This window comes from Gordonia polyisoprenivorans NBRC 16320 = JCM 10675 (assembly GCF_000241325.1).
Lineage (GTDB): Bacteria > Actinomycetota > Actinomycetes > Mycobacteriales > Mycobacteriaceae > Gordonia > Gordonia polyisoprenivorans.
In genome coordinates this window covers 20,067-37,812 of sequence record NZ_BAEI01000039.1, presented here as the reverse complement: position 1 = coordinate 37,812, position 17,746 = coordinate 20,067, and the positions used below count along the sequence as shown (strand labels likewise).

Genomic DNA, 17,746 nt, shown 5'->3' with positions numbered 1-17,746 from the left:
CTTTGTCACCACGATCGGAGAGCACCTTGCGTCGTACCCTGCGCATCCTGACCGTCCTCGTCGGACTCCTGCTCGCACTCGCGCCCGCCTATGCGGCGCAGGCAGCACCGCGAGCCACCGTCGGCGGCGGCAGTGCCATCGTGATCGACGGCCGATTCGGCTGCACGATGACCACGGTCGGGCACGATCGCGCCGGACGACTCATCGGCCTGACCGCCGGGCACTGCGGCCATGTCGGATCGAAGGTCTCCCTCGAGGACAACCCCGCCTCGGGTGTGGTCGGTCGTTTCGCGCGCAAGAGCGAACCGGGTGACTACGCGGTCATCACCCTCGACCCGAATCGGGTGAGCGCCGTACGCACCGCGGGCGGCGCGACCATCCGCAGCGTCGGGGCGTTCCCGCCGGCCGGCGCCAACGTCTGTAAGGCCGGACGCACCACCGGCTTCAGCTGTGGGCCGGTCCTGCAGACCAGCAGCACCGACAGCCTCAGTTATGTCTGCGCCAACCACGGCGACTCCGGCGGCCCGATCGTGATGGGTGATCGTGTCGTCGGCATGCTCAACGGCGGCCTCATCCTCGGCATCCCCGGCACCCCGATCAAGGGCGCGATCGGATGTGTGAATCCGGCGATCCCGATCTACAGCCCGCTGGTCGCCACCAAGATGACCGCGATCCTCGCCGACCTCAACGCCCAAGGCAGCGTCGGCGCGGGATTCCGGCCGGTCTGACCGACCGGCTCAGGCCACTGTGATCAGGCCTCTGTGCTCAGGCTTCGGTACTCAGGAAAGCTTGTAGCGCAGCGGAATACATCGGTACATCGGCGGCACCCATCAGCTCGCGGGCACTGTGCATCGCGAGTTGGGGTGCGCCGACGTCGATGGTCGTCAGACCGGTGCGCGTGGCGGTGATCGGCCCGATCGTCGATCCGCAGGGCAGGTCGGCGCGGTGGATGTAGCGCTGCATCGGGACCCCCGCGGTGTCGCAGGCCAGCGCGAAAACGGCCTCCCCGATCGCATCCGAGGCGTAACGCAGATTCTGGTTCACCTTGAGCACCGGACCGCCGTCGATGGCGATCTGGTGGGTGGGCTCGTGCCGCTCGGGATAGTTCGGGTGGGTGGCGTGGGCCATGTCGCCCGACACACAGATGCTCGACGCCATCGCCTGCAGGTAGTCGGCCCGGCTTCCCCCGCGGGACAACACGATTCGTTCGAGGACGGTGGACAGGAAGTCCGACGCCGCGCCGCGCTCGGAGCCGCTGCCGACCTCCTCGTGGTCGAACAGCGCGAGTACTCGGGTCGCGATGGCGGGCGAGCCGTCGAGCAACGCCCGCAGCCCGGCGTAACAGGTGCCCTGATTGTCCAGACGCGGTGCGCTGAGCAGGCTTTCGTCGGTTCCGATCAGCCGCGACGGTGCCACGTCGTGGGTCATCAACTCCCAGCCGAGCACCGAATTCGGTGCGATACCGGCATATTCGGCCACCCAGTCCAGCACGTCGGGCACGTCGGCACCGATCCCCCACACCCCGTCGAGGTGTCGTTGCGGGTCCAGGGTGACGCCCTTGCGGTCGGCGGAGAGGTGAATCGCCAACTGCGGCACCCGGACCACCGGCTCGGTCACATGCACCAGCACGTGCTCGACGGCGTTGCCGGAGCGATAGGCGAGTCGGCCGGACAACCCGAGATCGCGGTCGAGCCAGGAGTTCAGCCAGGCGCCACCGTAGGGTTCGAGCGCGATCGTGCGGATACCGGCACTGACGCGATCCGGGCGTTGCTTGAGACGCAGGTTGGGACTGTCGGTGTGGCCACCGACGATCCGAAAGGCATTGCCGTCACCGAGATCCCACGCGATGATCGAACCGCCGCGGATGACGTAGAAGCGACGCGTGTCGTCCAGTGACCACTCGCGCTCCTCGAACAGGCGCCGGAAACCGGCCTCCTCCAATTCCGCCGCCACCGTCGCACAGACGTGGAACGGAGAGGGCGAGGCGTCGATGAAGGCACCGAGCCCCCTTGCGGTGGCCGTGGTGGTCAGACGAGGAGCACTCATGCCGTGACCCGCCGCATCGTCACGCGTTGGCCAGGACGGCGTCGATCGCCGAGTAGAACAGGCCGAGGCCGTCGTCACTCGGACCGGTCAGGGCCTCGGTGGCGTGTTCGGGGTGCGGCATCAGTCCGACGATCCGGCCGTCAGGGCTGCTGATGCCGGCGATGTCGAGGGCCGAACCGTTGGGATTGCCACCGGCATAGGTGAACACGATCAGCCCCTCGCCCTCGAGTTCCTCGAGTTTGCGTTGCGGGGCGACGTAACGGCCCTCCCCCGACTTGAGGGGGATGAGGATCTCCGCGCCACGCTCGAACCGGGTGGTCCAGGCGGTCGTGGTCGACTCGACACGCAGCCACTGGTCGCGGCAGATGAAGTGCAGTCCCTCGTTGCGGGTCAGCGCGCCGGGCAGCAGTCCGGCCTCGCACAGGACCTGAAAACCGTTGCAGATTCCCAGAACCGGCATACCCTTGCCGGCGGCTTCGATGACCGAACCCATGACGGGGGCGAACTTGGCGATCGCCCCGGCGCGCAGGTAGTCGCCGTAGGAGAACCCGCCGGGCACGACGATGGCGTCGACGCCCTGGAGATCGGCGTCGCCGTGCCACAACTCGACGGCCTCGGCCCCGGCGAGACGGACCGCGCGGGCGGCGTCGACGTCGTCGAGGGTGCCGGGAAAGGTGATGACCCCGATGCGTGCGTTGCTCACAGTCGTCTCCGCCGCCTACTCGGCAATCCGGGAGACGTTGAAGTTCTCGATCACCGTGTTGGTCAACAACTCCTCGGCGATGCGCTCCAACGTGACGTCGTCGACGGAGTCGTCGACCTCGAGTTCGAAACGCTTGCCCTGGCGGACATCGGCGATGCCGGAGAATCCCAGACGGCCCAGTGCCCCGACGATCGCCTGACCCTGGGGATCGAGGATCTCGGCCTTGGGCATCACGTCGACCACCACTCGTGCCATCGGCAATAGCTCCCTATCGAATATCTCCTGGCCGTCGGACGACGAGGAGAAGGTTGGCTGAACACCGGTTACCTTACCGGCAGCGCCGCCTCGATCGCCGCGACGACCTCGGGTGCGGTCGGCTCGGTGCGCGGACGGAAGCGGGCGACGGGCTCGCCGTCGGCGCCGACGAGGAACTTCTCGAAGTTCCACTGGATGTCACCGGCCTCGCCGTCGGCGTCGGCGAGTTTCGTCAGCTCGGCGTAGAGGGGATGCCGCCCGTCACCGTTGACGTCGGTCTTCTCCAGCAGCGGGAACGTGACGCCGTAATTGGTGGAACAGAAGGTCGCGATCTCCTCCGCGCTGCCCGGTTCCTGGCCCATGAACTGGTTGCACGGCACACCCACGACGGTCAGTCCGCGCTCACCGTAGGTCTGGGCCAGTTCTTCCAGGCCCGTGTACTGGGGCGTGAGGCCGCATTTGCTGGCGACGTTGACGACCAGCAACGGTCCGGTGAAATCGGACAGCGACAGCGCCGATCCGTCGAGTGCGGCCACGGGGATGTCCTTGACATTGCTCATGGCTCCCGACCCTAATCGCCCTGGCGCGGTGGTGCAGATCACCGACTTTTCTGCGCTATGACACATATCACCGATAATTGTGTTCGCGCGATAGTTGCGTCCCCGTTAGCATTTTCGGGTGTCCACTTCGATCGATTCCGCGTGCCGCGCACTGCACGAGTTCCTGGATCGACTGACCTGCCTGAGCAAGGCCGCCGCCGTCGACGACCTCGCCACCACCGACCTCACCTTCTCCCAGATCCGGGTGTTGTTCGTCGCCGGTGACGCCCAGGCGCCGATGTCGGTCCACGAGATCGCCGAGGCCATCGGCTTGTCGCTGGCCGCGACCGGCCGGACCGTCGACCGCCTCGTGCGGCTCGGATTCGTCGATCGCCGCGAGGACCCCGCCGACCGGCGCGTCAAACGCGTCAGCCTCACCGCGGGCGGCCGGCACCTCGTCGACGAACAGCTCAGCGTGCGCCAGGAGATCATCAGCGACTTCGTCGTCGGCCTGCCCGCCGAACACCGTGACGCGTTGACCGACGCGCTGCGACCCATCGTCGACGCCGACACCGATTACTTCGACCTGACCCACCCCACTCTCGACACCCATCGGACCCACGACCAGAAAGTGCACTCATGACGAGTTCCACCTCCGCCGGCGGGACGGCCCACGCCGGCCCACCGGACACCAAACTCGACCGGCACGTGCTGACCGTTGCCGGCGTCGTCGTGCTCGGCGCCATCATGTCGATCCTCGACGTGACCGTGGTGTCGGTGGCGCAGAACACCTTCCAGGAGACCTTCAACACCAACGCCGCGGGCGCCGCGTGGACGATGACCGGCTACACGCTGGCGCTGGCCGCAGTCATCCCGCTCTCGAGCTGGGCCGCGGCACGATTCGGCACCAAGAAGGTCTACATGACCTCGCTGGTGCTGTTCCTCGTCGGTTCCGCGCTGTGCGCGGTCGCCTGGAACATCGGTTCGCTGGTGGCCTTCCGCGTCGTCCAGGGACTCGGCGGTGGTCTGCTGATGCCGATCGGCATGATGATCCTCACCAAGGCCGCCGGTCCCGAACGCGTCGGCTCGGTGATGGCCGTCCTCGGTATCCCGATGCTGTTGGGCCCCATCGCCGGACCCATCCTCGGCGGTCTGCTCATCGAGAAGGCCAGCTGGCACTGGGTGTTCCTGATCAACGTCCCGATCGGCCTCGTCGCCCTCGTCTACGCCTGGCTCGTGCTGCGTGACGACGAGGAGAAACAGCGCCCGACAATCGATTTCGTCGGATTGTTGATGCTCTCACCGGGTCTGGCGTTGTTCCTTTACGGCATCTCCTCGTCCACCGACGCCGGCACCTTCATGGACACGAAGGTGCTCGTCACCACGATCATCGGCGCCGTGCTGATCATCGCATTCATCTTCCACGCGCTGCGCGCGAAGAATCCGCTGCTGGATCTGCGCCTGTTCAAGAACAAGACGCTGGCCATCGCGGTGGTCACGATGACCACCTTCATGATCGCGTTCTTCGGTGCGGCACTGCTCTATCCGCAGTACTTCATCGGTGTTCGCGGCGAGTCCACGTTGATGGCCGGCCTGCTGCTCGCCCCGCAGGGTCTCGGCGCGATGCTCACCATGCCCATCGCCGGGCGCCTGACCGACAAGATGGGTCCGGGCAAGTTCGTCCTCGGCGGTATCGTGCTGATCTTCTGCGGCATGGGCTATTTCGTCTTCCTCGGCGCCGACACCCCCTACTGGGCGGTGTGCCTGGCGTTGTTCGTCCAGGGTCTGGGCATGGGTATGACGATGATGCCGATCATGTCCGCGGCGCTGGCCACCCTGAACAACAAGCAGGTTCCCGACGGTTCGACGCTGATGAACGTGGTGCAGCAGACCGCGTCGTCGATCGGTACCGCGGTGATCTCGGTGGTCCTGGCCAACATGTTCAAGTCGCATCCCGAGTCGCTGCTCGCGATCAGCTCCAATGCCGCACCGGAGAAGTACGCGCAGGCCGTGCAGGCGAGCGCCAACACCCCCGCCGCGCTTCCGGCGAACCCGCCGGATCAGTGGTTCTCCTGGGCGGCCGAAGCCTTCGGTACCACGTTCATCGTGGCGACGGTATTGGTCGCGGTGACCGTGATCCCCGCGATCTTCCTGCCCCGTAAGAAGATCGCCTCCCCGCTCGTCGAAGAGGACATGGATCGCACGCCGACGCTGCTGCACTGAGCGTCCACGGCACCAACGCACCAGGCCCGCACCCGATCATCTCGGGTGCGGGCCTCGTGCATTCGGCGGCCCGGGCCGCTGCAGCGATGAGTTCTGAACGCCGCGCCGGTCTGTCCCCGCATGAGCACATTGGTACTGAAGATGTCGATGTCGTTGGACGGTTTCATCGCCGGCCCCGACGGTGAGATGGACTGGGCCATGGCCGCACGCAGCGACGACTCGACCGCCTGGGTGCTGCGCACCCTGCAGGAGGCCGACGTACACCTGATCGGGCGGGGATTCCACGACGGGGTCGCCGCCTTCTGGTCGTCGGCGCAGGGGCCGATGGCCGCGGCGATGAACGACACCCCGAAGGTCGTCGCGTCACACTCCCTGTCGGCAGAAGCGGCACCGCCACCGGGCGGTTTTCCGTTCGCGGGAGCGGGCACGTGGGAATCGCCCTACCTCGCCGGCGGCGACCTCGTCACCGACGTCGAACGTCTGAAGGAACACACCGCAGGCGTCGTCCTCGTCAACGGTGGGGTGCGCTTCGCCCGCAGCCTCGTCTCGCTCGGACTCGTCGACGAATACCGGCTGGTGATCGCACCGATCGCATTGGGTCGCGGGCAGCCGCTGTTCAGCGACCTCACGCAACCACTCGACCTCGATCTCATCGACACCGCCGTCTTCGACGGTGGGATCGTCGCGCAGACCCTGGTGCCGAAGACTACGGCGTGACGGCTCCGGTCTGCTGGAGAATCCATGCGATCTCGAAGGCGACCTCTTCCCACTGCTTGTAGCGTCCGGAGACACCGCCGTGGCCCGCCGACATCTCGGTCTTCAGCAGGATCGGATTGTCCGAGGTGCTCAACTCCTGCAGGCGGGCAACCCATTTCGCCGCCTCGGTGAACAGCACACGGGTGTCGTTGAGCGAGGTCTGGGCGAGGATCGCGGGGTACGGGAGCGCCTCGACGTTCTCGTACGGCGAGTACGACTTCATGTACTCGTAGACCGTCGGATCGTGCAGCGGGTCACCCCACTCGTCCCACTCGATGACCGTCAACGGCAGCGACGGGTCGAGGATCGAGTTGAGGGCGTCGACGAACGGCACCGAGGCGAGGATCCCGTGGAACAGCTCCGGCGCCAGATTGGCCACCGCGCCCATCAGCAGTCCACCGGCCGAACCGCCCTCGGCGACCATCTGTTCCGACGTCGTCCAACCGCGTTCGACGAGATGACGACCCGAGTCCACGAAGTCGGTGAAGGTGTTCTTCTTGGTCAGCGTCTTGCCGGTCTCGTACCAGTGCCGGCCCATCTCGCCGCCACCGCGGACATGGGCGAGGACGAAGACCACACCGCGATCGAGCATCGACAGTCGTGACACCGAGAACGACGGGTCGAAACTCGCCTCGTACGAGCCGTATCCGTAGAGCAGCAACGGAGCCGGGGCCGCACCCTCGTCGCCGGGTGCCGCCACCGACTTGTGGCGCACGATCGACAACGGGATCTCGGTACCGTCGGCGGCGGTGGCCCATTCGCGCGACTGCACGTAGTCCTCGGGGCGGAAGTCGCCGAGGACGGGCTGACGCTTGAGCAGGATACGCTCGCCGGTGGTCACGTCGAGCTCGAAGAGTTCCGACGGTTCGATGAAGCTGCCGTACCCGAATCGCAGTCGTGGCGTGGCCCATTCGCGGTTGCCGCCGAGGCCGAGGGAGAACAGCTCCTGCGCGACGGCGACCTCGATGAAGTCCTCGGCGACCGGGATGCCGTCGATCCGCCGGAGATCGGCGATGGCCACCCGCGGCAGGGCGTCGGCGCGGTAGCTGAGCACGAGATAGTCGCGGAAGGCGTCGACATCCTCGATCCGGAAGCCGCGCCGATGCCCGATGAACTCGGTTCGGGCGGCCGGATCGTCGACGGGGGCGATGTCGACGGCGAAGTCCTCGGCCTTCTCACCGTCACGAACATCGTTGTGCACGATCAGGAAATAGTCGGTGCCGGCGATCTCGGCGTGTTCGACGTTGTATTCCACACCGTCGACCCGGGGTGCGACGCTGCGGAATTCGCCGGTGGGGTCGTCGGCGGACAGGACGAAACACTCGGAGGTGATCTTGGAGCCGACGGCGATCACCAGGTACTTGTCGCTGCGGGTCGACCCCATGCCGACCCAGTAGCGTTCGTCGGGCTCGTGGAAGACCTTGACGTCGGGGGTGCCGGCGCCGATGTCGTGGCGCCACACCGTATCCGGGCGCCACGCGGCGTCGACGGTCTGATAGAAGACGTGTTTGGTGTCGGTCGACCACACGGCCCCGCCCGCGGTGTCGGCGATGACGTCCGGCAAGAGTTCTCCGGTCCGAAGGTCCTTGAACCGCAACGTGTATCGTTCGTCGCCGACCACGTCGGTGCTGTAGGCCAGCCAGTTGCCGTCGTGACTGACCGTGAGCGCACCGACGCTGAAGAAGTCGTGACCCTCGGCCTCGTCGTTGGCGTCAAAGAGCACCTCCTCGCCCGGCAGCGGCGCATCCTCGGACACCGTCGGCGGTGTCCAGTCGTCGGGATCGACGATGGGGCAACGGCATTGCATCGCATACTGTTTGCCCTCAAGGGTGCGCGCGTAGTACCAGTACTCACCGCGCCGCGACGGCACCGACATGTCGGTTTCCTTGGTGCGCGAACGGATCTCGTCGAAGATCGTCGCCCGCAGATCCGCCAGCGCGGCGGTATGGGCCTCGGTGTAGGCGTTCTGCGCCTCGAGGTAGGCGATCACCTCGGGGTCGTCCTTGTCGCGCAACCACTCGTAGTTGTCGATGACGGTGTCGCCGTGGTGGGTTCGCTCGAGGGGAACCTTCTTCGCCACCGGCGCGGCGATGGTGGCGGCCGCTGCGTCGGTGTTGCCTGCGGCGTCGGTGTCGGCTGCTGCTGCGTCGGTCACGTGACTCCTATCCTTGCGGCCAGTCGGCGAAGGACTTCTGCGAAATCCATTCGTAGGCCTCGATGTATCGTTGCCGGGTGCGTGTCACCACGTCGGCGGGAAGGGCGGGTGGGGTCGCATCGGAGGCGCGATCCCAGCCGGACTCCGGTGAGGTCAGCCAGTTGCGGACGATCTGCTTGTCGAAGCTCGGCTGCACCTGTCCCGGGGTGTAGCCGGCGGCCTCCCAGTACCGCGAGGAGTCCGGGGTGAGCACCTCGTCGGCGAGGACCAGTGACCCGTCGGTCTCGCGTCCGAACTCGAACTTGGTGTCGGCCAGGATGATTCCGCGTTGTGCGGCGAGTTCGGCGCCGCGCCGGTAGATGTCGAGGGTCGTGCGGCGAAGATCGTCGGCCAACTCGGCCCCGACCTGCGCGGCGACGGCCTCGAAGCTGATGTTCTCGTCGTGGTCGCCCTGTTCGGCCTTGGTGGCCGGGGTGAAGATCGGTTCCGGCAGCTTGTCGGCCTCCTCGAGGCCGTCGGGCAATGCCACCCCGCACACCGCGCCGGTGGCTCGATAGTCGATCAGCCCGGAGCCGGTGAGGTAGCCGCGGGCCACACATTCCACCGGCACCATCGGCAGCTTGCGCACCACCATCGAGCGGCCCACACACCCGTCGGGGATGCGCTCGTCGGTCGGTCCGCCCGCCAGGTGATTCGGCACGCCGAGCGCATCGAACCAGTAGAAGCTCATGGCGGTCAGGATGGCACCCTTGTCCGGTATCGCCGGGCTCAGGATGTGGTCGTAGGCCGAGATGCGATCGCTGGCCACCATCAGCAGGGTGTCGTCGTCGATCTGATAGATCTCGCGGACCTTGCCGGAGGCGAGAAAGGTGTACGAGTCGAGAGCCGGACGCATGCCCTCGACCATAGTGTGCGCAGGTCGGTAGGGGCAGTCTGGGTGGCCGGCAGTCTGGGTGGCCCCGCAGCTCGGGGGGATCCGGCTCGGGGTGATCTGGCAGTCTGGGTCGTCATGGGCGCACCGCAGATCACCATCACCTACTGCACGCAATGCAATTGGTTGTTGCGGGCCAACTGGATGGCGGCGGAACTGCTGTCGACCTTCGGCACCGACCTCGGCTCGGTCATCCTGCGCCCGGGCACCGGCGGCGTCTTCGTCATCGAGGCCGACGGCGAGCAGATCTGGGAACGCAAGCGCGACGGCGGTTTTCCCGACGCCGCCGAACTCAAACGCCGCGTCCGTGATTCGGTGCTGCCCGACTGGTCGTTGGGGCACGCCGACCGCACGCCCGCCGATCCCGACGCGGGCTAGCCACGGGCTGCTCGCCCGGACCGACGAGTCAGTCGAGACAGAACTCGTTGCCCTCCGGATCGGCCATCACGAGGTGACCGCCCGCCAGCGGAGGCGCCGGTTCGTGCCGGGCGAGCCGCCGGGCGCCCAGGTCGATCAGTTCGGCACCACGGCGCTCCAGCGCCGCCATCCGCTCGCCGCCCGACAAGCCGGGGGCCGCCCGAACACAGAGGTGGACGCGGTTCTTGACGGTCTTGCCCTCGGGCACCTTCTGGAAGAAGACGCGCGGCCCCGCGCCTGCCGGATCGACCAGCGCCGAGGCGTCGTTGCGCCGATCCTCGGCGATGCCCATCGCCGAGAGCGCATCGTCCCACGTGTCGAAGCCCGGCGGCGGGGGCGCGAGCCGATAGCCGAGGACCTCGGCCCAGAACGCGGACAGCGCTGCCGGGTCCGCACAGTCGAAGGTCACCTGGAAGTCGATACTCATGCCGACATGGTTCCCCACACTGCGGACAGGCAGTGTCCTCGTTACAGAATCGGCGCCGGGATGTAGGCCGCTGCCTGCGGGTTCTCGGCGATGATCTTCTCGGCGGCGGCGATGACGTCGGCGACCTGGCGACCGGCCGCGCCGACGAAGGCCTCCTTGTCGTCGAGCAATGCGTCGAGCGCGACCCGGTCGAGCGGGATGCGGTCGTCGGCGGCGAGCCGGTCGAGCAGATCGGGTTCGCGCCCTTCCTCGCGCATGGCCAGTGCCACGGCGACGGCGTTCTCCTTGATCGCCTCGTGCGCGGTCTCACGCCCCACGCCCGCGCGCACCGACGCCATCAACACCTTGGTGGTGGCCAGGAACGGCAGGTAGCGGTCGAGTTCGTTGGCGATGACGGCCGGATAGGCACCGAATTCGGCGAGTACGGTCAAGAACGTCTCCATCAGGCCGTCGATGGCGAAGAAGGCGTCGGGCAGCGCCACGCGACGCACCACCGAGCAGAAGACGTCGCCCTCGTTCCACTGCGCGCCGGCGAGTTCGGCGGTCATCGACGCGTAGCCGCGCAGCACCACAGCCAGGCCGTTGACCCGCTCGCAGGAGCGGGTGTTCATCTTGTGCGGCATCGCCGACGACCCGACCTGGCCGGGCTGGAAACCTTCGGTGACCAGCTCGTGTCCGGCCATCAGCCGGATCGTGTGGGCCAGCGACGACGGTGCCGCGGCCACCTGGACGAGTGCGGAGACGACGTCGTGGTCGAGGGAGCGCGGGTAGATCTGCCCGACGGAGGTGAACGATCGCGAGAACCCGAGATGCCCGGCGACCCGCGACTCGAGGTCGGCGAGTTTGCCGGCGTCGCCGCCGAGCAGGTCGAGCATGTCCTGGCTGGTACCCATCGGCCCCTTGATGCCGCGCAGCGGATAGCGGTCGATGAGTTCGGTGAGTCGGGTCAGCGCGATCATCAACTCGTCGGCGGCCGACGCGAATCGCTTGCCCAGCGTCGTCGCCTGCGCGGCCACGTTGTGGCTGCGTCCGGCCATCACCAGCGACGAATACTGGGCGGCCCGTTCGACGAGCCGCGCGAGCACGGCGACACCATGGGCGTGGACGTGCCGCAGCGACTGCAGGATCTGCAGCTGCTCGACGTTCTCGGTAAGGTCGCGGCTGGTCATCCCCTTGTGGATCTGCTCGTGACCGGCGAGCGCGTTGAACTCCTCGATCCGCGCCTTGACGTCGTGGCGGGTGATGCGTTCACGCTCGGCGATGGACCCGAGGTCGATGTCGTCGACGACCCGTTCGTAGTCGTCGATGGCGTTGTCGGGCACGTCGATCCCGAGGTCGCGCTGGGCCCGCAGGACCGCGATCCAGAGTCCGCGTTCGGCGGCGATCTTGTTGGTCGCCGACCAGATCTCGACCAGATCGGTCGACGCATAGCGGCTCGCGAGGACGTTGCTGATGACAGGTTTCGACACGTCAACAGTGTAGTTTGCGGGCCGCCGGCGTCTTTACAGGGCGAAGCACAGGCCCCCGGAGCCGTACCCCTGGTGCACCCGGGCGATGGTGATCGGCGACGTGACGCCGTTCTGCACCGCATAGAGCATCCGGTCGCCGAGTCGGCGCGGCGTCCAGTTGACCGTCGCGATCAGTTGATACGCGGGCGCTCTGCCGATGAAGATCGGGGCGAATCCCTGGCGCTGCTCGTAGAAGGAGACCATGCCCACGGAGTTGACCGGCACCGTCAGGTTGTACGTGCAGCCGGTGCCGTAGACCACCGAGGAGAACGGCACACCCGCGTCGACCGGCCCGGTCGGTGCCGCCGACGCCGACCCGGTCCCCGCCAGTACCCCGGCGACCACCGCCGTACCCGCCACCAGCGATGCAGCCCACCGGCGTATCGCACCCTTACGCTCCCCCATGACTCACCTTTCTCTCCCCGACCCCTGATTTCGGTTGCAGGTCTTCACATTTGCGGTGCCAGGATGTCGACTACACCGTTCAGCGCCGCGCGTGCGGCTTCGAACGGCGAGGTCTCGGCACAGCCCAGGGTGCCCACGACGGCACCGTCCTCGACCGCGATCAACCAACCGACGTGATGCGGGTCGGAGCGACGGCCGGATTTCTCGAGAACCTCTGCGTGCATCGCCGAGACGTGGTGCCTGCGCTCCTCGACGACGTCGCGCAGTAGCGGATACCGGGGCGCGAGCGCGATCAGTTCGTAGCGTGCGGCGAGATCCTCGATGGGGGTCTGCGCCCCGATGAAGACCTCCGACAGCGCTTCCGCGGTCGCCCCGACACCGCGCCGACGCCGGGTCAACGCCGCTCCTCGGGCCGCGATCGCCTCGTCGGCACTACGGGTGACATACATGGCGGCCTCGGCCATCAGGTCTTCCAGCGAGGCGAAGTAGTAGGTCGTCGAGGCCAGTGGCAGGTTGGCCCGGTCGGCGACCGCACGATGCCGGACGGCGTCGAAACCCCCTTCGAGCAGGAGCGCACCGGCGGCCTCGATGAGTCGAGTCCGCCGCCTCGTTCCCTTCGGGGTGGCGGCCGATGTCATGGCGACCATGCTGCCAGGGTGACCTGGGTCACCACCCCTTTTTCGGCGGATCAGCCACCGCGAAGGACCGGTCGTTCGATCACCTGACAGATGGGGCAACAGTGCCGATTCCGGCACTAGCGTGACCCGCATGGATCTCGACGGTTTGCGCGCTGTCGCCAATTGCGGCGCCTGGTATGCCGGACTGCGCCGCGTCGCGCTGGATACCTACCTCACCCAGCACCTCGGCAGCTACACATCTGCCGTCGAGGGCACCACGGTGGTCTTCGCCGCAACCACCGAGCCGCGCCGGCGGATCTGCGCCCACCGATCACCGGTGGCCTCGGTACGCCGTGCCGGAGCGTCGGGCTGGGTGATCCGGTGGGCCTGGGCCGGCACCTCCCCCGACCTGCCGACCGATCTCCGTCTGGCCGAGCTGCGCCGCGCGGGCGAACGCCTCGGCGTTGCCGCACTGATCTCCCCGGAACTGAGCGTGCCCGGCACCGGCGGCCCGGATTCGGAGCGCGCGGATCTGATCGCCGCGACCCTCGGTGCCGTTGCCGCCCAACTGAGCGGCGCGGGACCGGTCGTGCGCATCGACGACGCCGACGGCGGGTTCGAGATCGTCCAGGTGACCGGCCTGCCACTTGCCGAACCGACCTTCTCCGACCTCGTCGCGACGCTGCCCACACTTCTCGGCGAGGTGGCCGTCGGCGATCATCGCGTGGCCCTGCACGGCTTGGCGGTCCGGCTCGGTTGGCACGTGATGTGGCAGCGCCCCAACGAGATCGCGACCCCGGCCGGTGCGGCTTCCGACATCTCGCAGTGCGTCCTCACCGACCAGAGATCGAGCCTGGCGTTGTCCTTCGACGTGAACGGCCGCCCGCTGGAGCGCGCCCTGCCCGCCTGACCCACCCCTTGCGGTTCGATACCCCCCTGGGTATATTCGTCGTCACCGACCAATACCCCCAGGGGTATCTGACGATGCGAGGGAGAATTCTCCGTGGACTCGACCGACCACTCCACCACCGTTGCCGACGACCCTGCACCCGCGGCGGCAGACGACACCCGGCCCGGCCCGATGGGACACCTCGGGGTCTGGACCGCGACGCACCGCCGGTGGGTGTTCGGCATCTGGTTCCTGCTCGTCATCGGCCTCGGTACGGCGGCGCCGAGTGCGTTCGGTTCCCTGGCCGGCGCCGGATGGCAGGCCAACGGATCGGAGTCGGTGCAGGTCCGCGAGCTCGCACAACAACACTTCGGCGGCAACTCGTCGGCTGCGGTCCAGGTGGTGATCCACTCCGACGACCACCAGGTCACCGACCCGGCGGTCGGGCACGTGATCGCCGAGATCACCGGGATCGCGCGCAGCGACCCGCGGTTCGGTCCGGTCATCGCCCCGACACCGGGAATGACCGTCAGCCGCGACGGCCACACCGCGATCGTCATCATCGGCGCCGCTGCCGACACCGACGCGATGGTCAAGGCGGTCGATGATCACAAGGCCGCACTGACCGGACTGTCGGGCAACGGGATCCAGGTGTATCCGACGGGGGCCTCGGCGCTGTGGAGCGACTTCAACAAGGCCAATCACGAGGCGATGATCAAGGCCGAGATGTTCTCCTGGCCGATCACGCTGGCGATCATGGTGATCGCGTTCGGTTCGCTCATGGCCGCGGGGCTTCCCCTGCTGTTGACCATCGCCGGACTCGTCGCCTCGGCCGGTGGCCTGGTGCTGCTGAACACGCTCACCCCGATCTCGGTGTGGGCCATGAACTTCGCGATGATGTTCGCCCTGGCGCTCGGTATCGACTATGCACTGTTCATGGTGTCGCGCTTTCGCGCGGCGATCGCGCTACGCGAGACACCCGAACAAGCGGTTGCCGAGACCATGGAGACCGCGGGCAAGGCAGTGCTGCTCTCGGGTCTGACGGTGCTGGTAAGTTTGTCCGCGGTGCTGATGGTCCCGGCACCCGCGGTGCGCACGATGGCCGTCGGGATCATGCTCGCCGTCGTCTTCGTCCTCGCGGCCACCATGACCCTGCTGCCGTCAGTGTTGTCGGCCCTGGGCAGCAAGGTCAATGCCGGCTCGCTGCCGTGGGCGAAGAAGCAGGAGCACCGGTCGCACCGTTTCGGGCGCTGGGGAGAGCTGCTGCATCGTCACCCGTGGCCGTTCGCCGTCGTCTCGCTCGCCATCCTGATCCTGTTGGCGCTGCCGGTGCTGGGATTGAAGGTCGCAATGCCGTCGATCACCGTCGTTCCCGACGACGCGCCGGTCCGCCAGGGCTATCAGATCGTCGCCGACAACATGGGTCCCGGCGCCCCCGGTGCACTGCAGATCATCGTTGCCACCCCGGACGCTCCGGCAACGGCCACCGCAGCCGCACAGACGCCCGGTATCGCCATGGTCACGCCGGCCCAGGCCGCACCGGACAACTCGGGATATTCGATGCTGCAAGCGATTCCGTCGGTCGATCCGTCCGCGCCGGAAATGGCCGGCATACTCACCGATCTGCGTGACCGGGTTCCTGCGGGCGCCCTCGTCGGTGGCGTCGCGGCGGAGAACCTCGATCTACAGGACGCGCTGAACACGTGGTTCCCGGTGATCGTTGCCGTCATCCTGTCACTGGGCTTCCTGCTTCTGCTGGTCGCATTGCGAGCCCCGGTGATCGCGTTGCTGGGAACCCTGGTCAGCTTGCTGTCGACGGGCGCGGCCTTCGGTGTCGCCACGCTGATCTTCCAGGACGGGCACGGTTCGGGTCTGCTCGGCTTCACCCCGCAGGGCTTCCTCGACGGCTGGGGTCCGGTGTTCTTCTTCGCGATGATCTTCGCGATCGCGATGGACTACACCGTCTTCCTTTTGGCGACCGCCAAGGAGCACTACGAGCGCACGGGTGATCCGCGGACCGCGCAGGTCGACGGACTCGCCTACTCCGGTCGCATCATCTTCGCGGCCGCCGCGGTGATGGTGGCGGTGTTCTTCACCTTCGCACTGGCCCAACCACTCCCACCCAAGGAGATGGGCATCATCCTGGGCGTCGCGGTCCTGCTCGATGCCACACTGATCCGCCTCGTGCTGCTTCCGGTGCTCCTGCGGATCACCGGTCATGGGGCCTGGTGGACGCCCCGATGGCTCGATCGGCTGCTGCCGACGATCTCGTTCGGCCATTGACACCTCCTCCGAGGTATACCCCGAGGGGTATCATGGGTGTCGGCACATCCACAGCGAAGGGAACCCACATGGTCGGCGACGAAGAAGCAATCGCGGTCGTACTCAACCGACTCCGCCGGGCGCACGGCCAACTCGCCGGTGTCATCGCGATGATCGAGCAGGGTCGCGACTGCAAGGACGTGGTCACACAGCTGGCCGCGGTGTCCAAGGCACTCGACCGGGCGGGTTTCAAGATCGTCGCCACCGGTCTGCGTGAATGCATCGCCGGCGACGAACCCACCGGCGAACCCATGACCACCGATCAACTGGAAAAGCTGTTCCTCGCACTCGCCTGACCACGAGTCGGGTCACACGAGTCACGAGAACGAGAGAAAGGAATCCCGATGGATCTGGCCATCGCCACCACACTGCCCGACACGAGCTTCGACGAGGCGGTGACGCGCACCCGAGAAGCACTGTCGGAACAAGGATTCGGCGTGCTCACCGAGATCGACGTGACCGCGACACTGAAGGCCAAACTCGGCGAGGACATGGAACGTTACCTGATTCTCGGCGCCTGCAATCCGCCGCTCGCCCACGCCGCACTCGGCGTCGACCGGCAGATCGGTCTGCTGCTGCCGTGCAATGTGGTGGTCCGCGAGGACACCTCGCGCGCGGGTTCGATCATCGTCGAGGCGATGAATCCCGACCTGATGGTCGCCGTCGCGGACGCCCCCGGGCTCCCCGACGTCGCCGCGACCGCCACCACGAAACTGCGCGCGGCCATCGACGCGCTGAGTACCACGGTGCGCTCGTGACCTCCTCGCCCACAACCGATCCCGGTGTCGGTGTCGGTGTCGTCGAGATCTACGTCGATCCGGCATGCCCGTTCGCCTGGGCCGCATCCCGGTGGTTGGCCGGCGTGGCCGAGCGTCGGGGCGTACCCGCCATCTGGCGTCCGATGAGTCTGGCTGTCCTCAACGAGGACCGCGAGGTCGGCGGCGCCCACGCCGAGCGGATGACCGTCTCGCGCCGGACGGGCCGGCTTCTGGCCGCCGCCGGAGACGAGGCGATGCGCGACTTGTACTTCGCGCTCGGCCGTCGACTCCACAGCGAGGGACGCGCACTGTCGGCGAGCCTGGTGGGCGAGGCACTCCAGGAGTGCGCACTGCCCGCCGATCTCGTTGCCGCGATGGATGATTCCTCCTTGGACGATGTGGTGCGCCGCGCTCACCGGGTCAGTCAGGAGGCGCTCGGCGGCACCGGCGGCAGTCCGATCACCGTCTTCGACGGACGCGCCTACTTCGGTCCGGTGCTCACCGGGATTCCCGGCCGCGACGAGGCCGACCGGCTGTTCGACGCACTGACCACCCTCGCCGGAACGGAGGCGTTTGCGCAGGTCGAGCGCCCGCGGTCCGGACCACCCGATCTGGCGGAGGTCGCCTGATGTGTCACGCCGTCCGATGCCGCGACTGCGGCAAGACCACCTGGTCGGGATGCGGCCGCCATGTCGCGCAGGTGAAGGCTTCGGTGCCCGCGGCGCAATGGTGCCCCGGTCATCCCGACGCGCCGCGCCGGGGACTGCTGCGCCGCCGGCGCTGAGCGGGTCCCGT

General features: G+C 67.4%; 21 protein-coding genes. 11 read left to right on the top strand and 10 right to left on the bottom strand.

Going from position 1 to position 17,746, the window contains the following annotated elements:
• The first annotated feature begins 26 nt into the window (after positions 1-26).
• Positions 27-728, top strand: coding sequence for a S1 family peptidase (locus GOPIP_RS10970; RefSeq protein ID WP_006369711.1), 702 nt, complete (start codon positions 27-29; stop codon positions 726-728).
• Positions 729-765: 37 nt separating this feature from the next.
• Here GOPIP_RS10970 and GOPIP_RS10965 read toward each other — a convergent pair whose 3' ends face one another.
• From GOPIP_RS10965 to GOPIP_RS10950, 4 genes are all read right to left on the bottom strand, one after another.
• A complete protein-coding gene (locus GOPIP_RS10965; protein ID WP_006369710.1) occupies positions 766-2,046 on the bottom strand; it encodes a M18 family aminopeptidase in 1,281 nt (426 codons plus the stop codon).
• Between the two features lie 19 nt (positions 2,047-2,065).
• On the bottom strand, positions 2,066-2,749 hold the full coding sequence (gene purQ, locus GOPIP_RS10960) for a phosphoribosylformylglycinamidine synthase subunit PurQ (RefSeq protein WP_006369709.1): 684 nt from the start codon (positions 2,747-2,749) through the stop codon (positions 2,066-2,068).
• A gap of 15 nt (positions 2,750-2,764) precedes the next feature.
• Positions 2,765-3,004 carry a phosphoribosylformylglycinamidine synthase subunit PurS gene (gene purS / locus GOPIP_RS10955; RefSeq protein WP_006369708.1) on the bottom strand — a complete coding sequence of 80 codons (240 nt, stop codon included), beginning with the start codon at positions 3,002-3,004 and terminating at the stop codon, positions 2,765-2,767.
• A gap of 68 nt (positions 3,005-3,072) precedes the next feature.
• Positions 3,073-3,564 carry a glutathione peroxidase gene (locus tag GOPIP_RS10950; RefSeq protein WP_006369707.1) on the bottom strand — a complete coding sequence of 164 codons (492 nt, stop codon included), beginning with the start codon at positions 3,562-3,564 and terminating at the stop codon, positions 3,073-3,075.
• 118 nt (positions 3,565-3,682) lie between these two features.
• Here GOPIP_RS10950 and GOPIP_RS10945 point away from each other — a divergent pair, with 118 nt between their 5' ends.
• The 3 genes from GOPIP_RS10945 (at position 3,683) to GOPIP_RS10935 (ending at position 6,483) form a co-directional block, all read left to right on the top strand.
• Positions 3,683-4,186 carry a MarR family winged helix-turn-helix transcriptional regulator gene (locus GOPIP_RS10945; protein ID WP_006369706.1) on the top strand — a complete coding sequence of 168 codons (504 nt, stop codon included), beginning with the start codon at positions 3,683-3,685 and terminating at the stop codon, positions 4,184-4,186.
• A complete protein-coding gene (locus GOPIP_RS10940) occupies positions 4,183-5,766 on the top strand; it encodes a DHA2 family efflux MFS transporter permease subunit (protein ID WP_006369705.1) in 1,584 nt (527 codons plus the stop codon). Before GOPIP_RS10945 ends, GOPIP_RS10940 begins: the two co-directional genes overlap by 4 nt.
• A gap of 120 nt (positions 5,767-5,886) precedes the next feature.
• Positions 5,887-6,483: a dihydrofolate reductase family protein gene (locus GOPIP_RS10935; RefSeq protein ID WP_035727745.1), complete on the top strand. Its 597-nt coding sequence runs from the start codon at positions 5,887-5,889 to the stop codon at positions 6,481-6,483.
• On the opposite strand, the gene GOPIP_RS10930 is transcribed toward GOPIP_RS10935, so the two are convergent.
• Together GOPIP_RS10930 and GOPIP_RS10925 are read right to left on the bottom strand one after the other, a co-directional pair.
• Positions 6,473-8,677 carry a S9 family peptidase gene (locus GOPIP_RS10930; protein WP_006369703.1) on the bottom strand — a complete coding sequence of 735 codons (2,205 nt, stop codon included), beginning with the start codon at positions 8,675-8,677 and terminating at the stop codon, positions 6,473-6,475. The two genes, GOPIP_RS10935 and GOPIP_RS10930, sit on opposite strands and share 11 nt — an antisense overlap.
• A 7-nt stretch (positions 8,678-8,684) precedes the next feature.
• Complete coding sequence (locus tag GOPIP_RS10925; protein WP_014361459.1) at positions 8,685-9,572, bottom strand: phosphoribosylaminoimidazolesuccinocarboxamide synthase; 888 nt, start codon at positions 9,570-9,572, stop codon at positions 8,685-8,687.
• A 114-nt stretch (positions 9,573-9,686) separates the two neighbouring features.
• On the opposite strand from GOPIP_RS10925, the gene GOPIP_RS10920 reads away from it, so the two are divergent.
• A complete protein-coding gene (locus tag GOPIP_RS10920; protein ID WP_006369701.1) occupies positions 9,687-9,986 on the top strand; it encodes an Rdx family protein in 300 nt (99 codons plus the stop codon).
• A gap of 28 nt (positions 9,987-10,014) precedes the next feature.
• Here GOPIP_RS10920 and GOPIP_RS10915 read toward each other — a convergent pair whose 3' ends face one another.
• From GOPIP_RS10915 to GOPIP_RS10900, 4 genes are read right to left on the bottom strand one after another with little or no spacing between them, the layout of a single operon-like run.
• Positions 10,015-10,452 carry a VOC family protein gene (locus GOPIP_RS10915; RefSeq protein WP_006369700.1) on the bottom strand — a complete coding sequence of 146 codons (438 nt, stop codon included), beginning with the start codon at positions 10,450-10,452 and terminating at the stop codon, positions 10,015-10,017.
• A 41-nt stretch (positions 10,453-10,493) separates the two neighbouring features.
• Positions 10,494-11,921 (bottom strand): adenylosuccinate lyase, encoded by a 1,428-nt coding sequence (purB, locus tag GOPIP_RS10910; protein WP_006369699.1) that lies wholly within the window; start codon positions 11,919-11,921, stop codon positions 10,494-10,496.
• A 33-nt stretch (positions 11,922-11,954) separates the two neighbouring features.
• A complete protein-coding gene (locus GOPIP_RS10905) occupies positions 11,955-12,365 on the bottom strand; it encodes a hypothetical protein (RefSeq protein WP_006369698.1) in 411 nt (136 codons plus the stop codon).
• 44 nt (positions 12,366-12,409) lie between these two features.
• Positions 12,410-13,012, bottom strand: a complete 603-nt coding sequence (locus tag GOPIP_RS10900; protein ID WP_006369697.1) for a TetR/AcrR family transcriptional regulator — start codon at positions 13,010-13,012, stop codon at positions 12,410-12,412.
• 121 nt (positions 13,013-13,133) lie between these two features.
• Between GOPIP_RS10900 and GOPIP_RS10895 the strand changes: the two genes are divergently transcribed.
• The 6 genes from GOPIP_RS10895 to GOPIP_RS29985 all read left to right on the top strand — a co-directional run bounded on the left by GOPIP_RS10895 (position 13,134) and on the right by GOPIP_RS29985 (position 17,735).
• On the top strand, positions 13,134-13,892 hold the full coding sequence (locus tag GOPIP_RS10895) for a DUF6882 domain-containing protein (protein WP_006369696.1): 759 nt from the start codon (positions 13,134-13,136) through the stop codon (positions 13,890-13,892).
• A 171-nt stretch (positions 13,893-14,063) separates the two neighbouring features.
• A complete protein-coding gene (locus GOPIP_RS10890) occupies positions 14,064-16,154 on the top strand; it encodes an MMPL family transporter (RefSeq protein ID WP_081482497.1) in 2,091 nt (696 codons plus the stop codon).
• A gap of 68 nt (positions 16,155-16,222) precedes the next feature.
• The gene (locus tag GOPIP_RS10885; RefSeq protein WP_006369694.1) at positions 16,223-16,489 is read left to right on the top strand and encodes a metal-sensitive transcriptional regulator; all 267 of its coding nucleotides are present in this window, start codon (positions 16,223-16,225) and stop codon (positions 16,487-16,489) included.
• Positions 16,490-16,537: 48 nt separating this feature from the next.
• Positions 16,538-16,951, top strand: a complete 414-nt coding sequence (locus GOPIP_RS10880) for a DUF302 domain-containing protein (RefSeq protein WP_006369693.1) — start codon at positions 16,538-16,540, stop codon at positions 16,949-16,951.
• Positions 16,948-17,580 (top strand): mycothiol-dependent nitroreductase Rv2466c family protein, encoded by a 633-nt coding sequence (locus tag GOPIP_RS10875; protein ID WP_006369692.1) that lies wholly within the window; start codon positions 16,948-16,950, stop codon positions 17,578-17,580. The genes GOPIP_RS10880 and GOPIP_RS10875 overlap by 4 nt, the downstream gene beginning before the upstream one ends.
• Positions 17,580-17,735, top strand: coding sequence for a DUF8730 family Cys-rich protein (locus tag GOPIP_RS29985; RefSeq protein ID WP_211543704.1), 156 nt, complete (start codon positions 17,580-17,582; stop codon positions 17,733-17,735). The genes GOPIP_RS10875 and GOPIP_RS29985 overlap by 1 nt, the downstream gene beginning before the upstream one ends.
• The last annotated feature ends 11 nt before the right edge of the window (positions 17,736-17,746 follow it).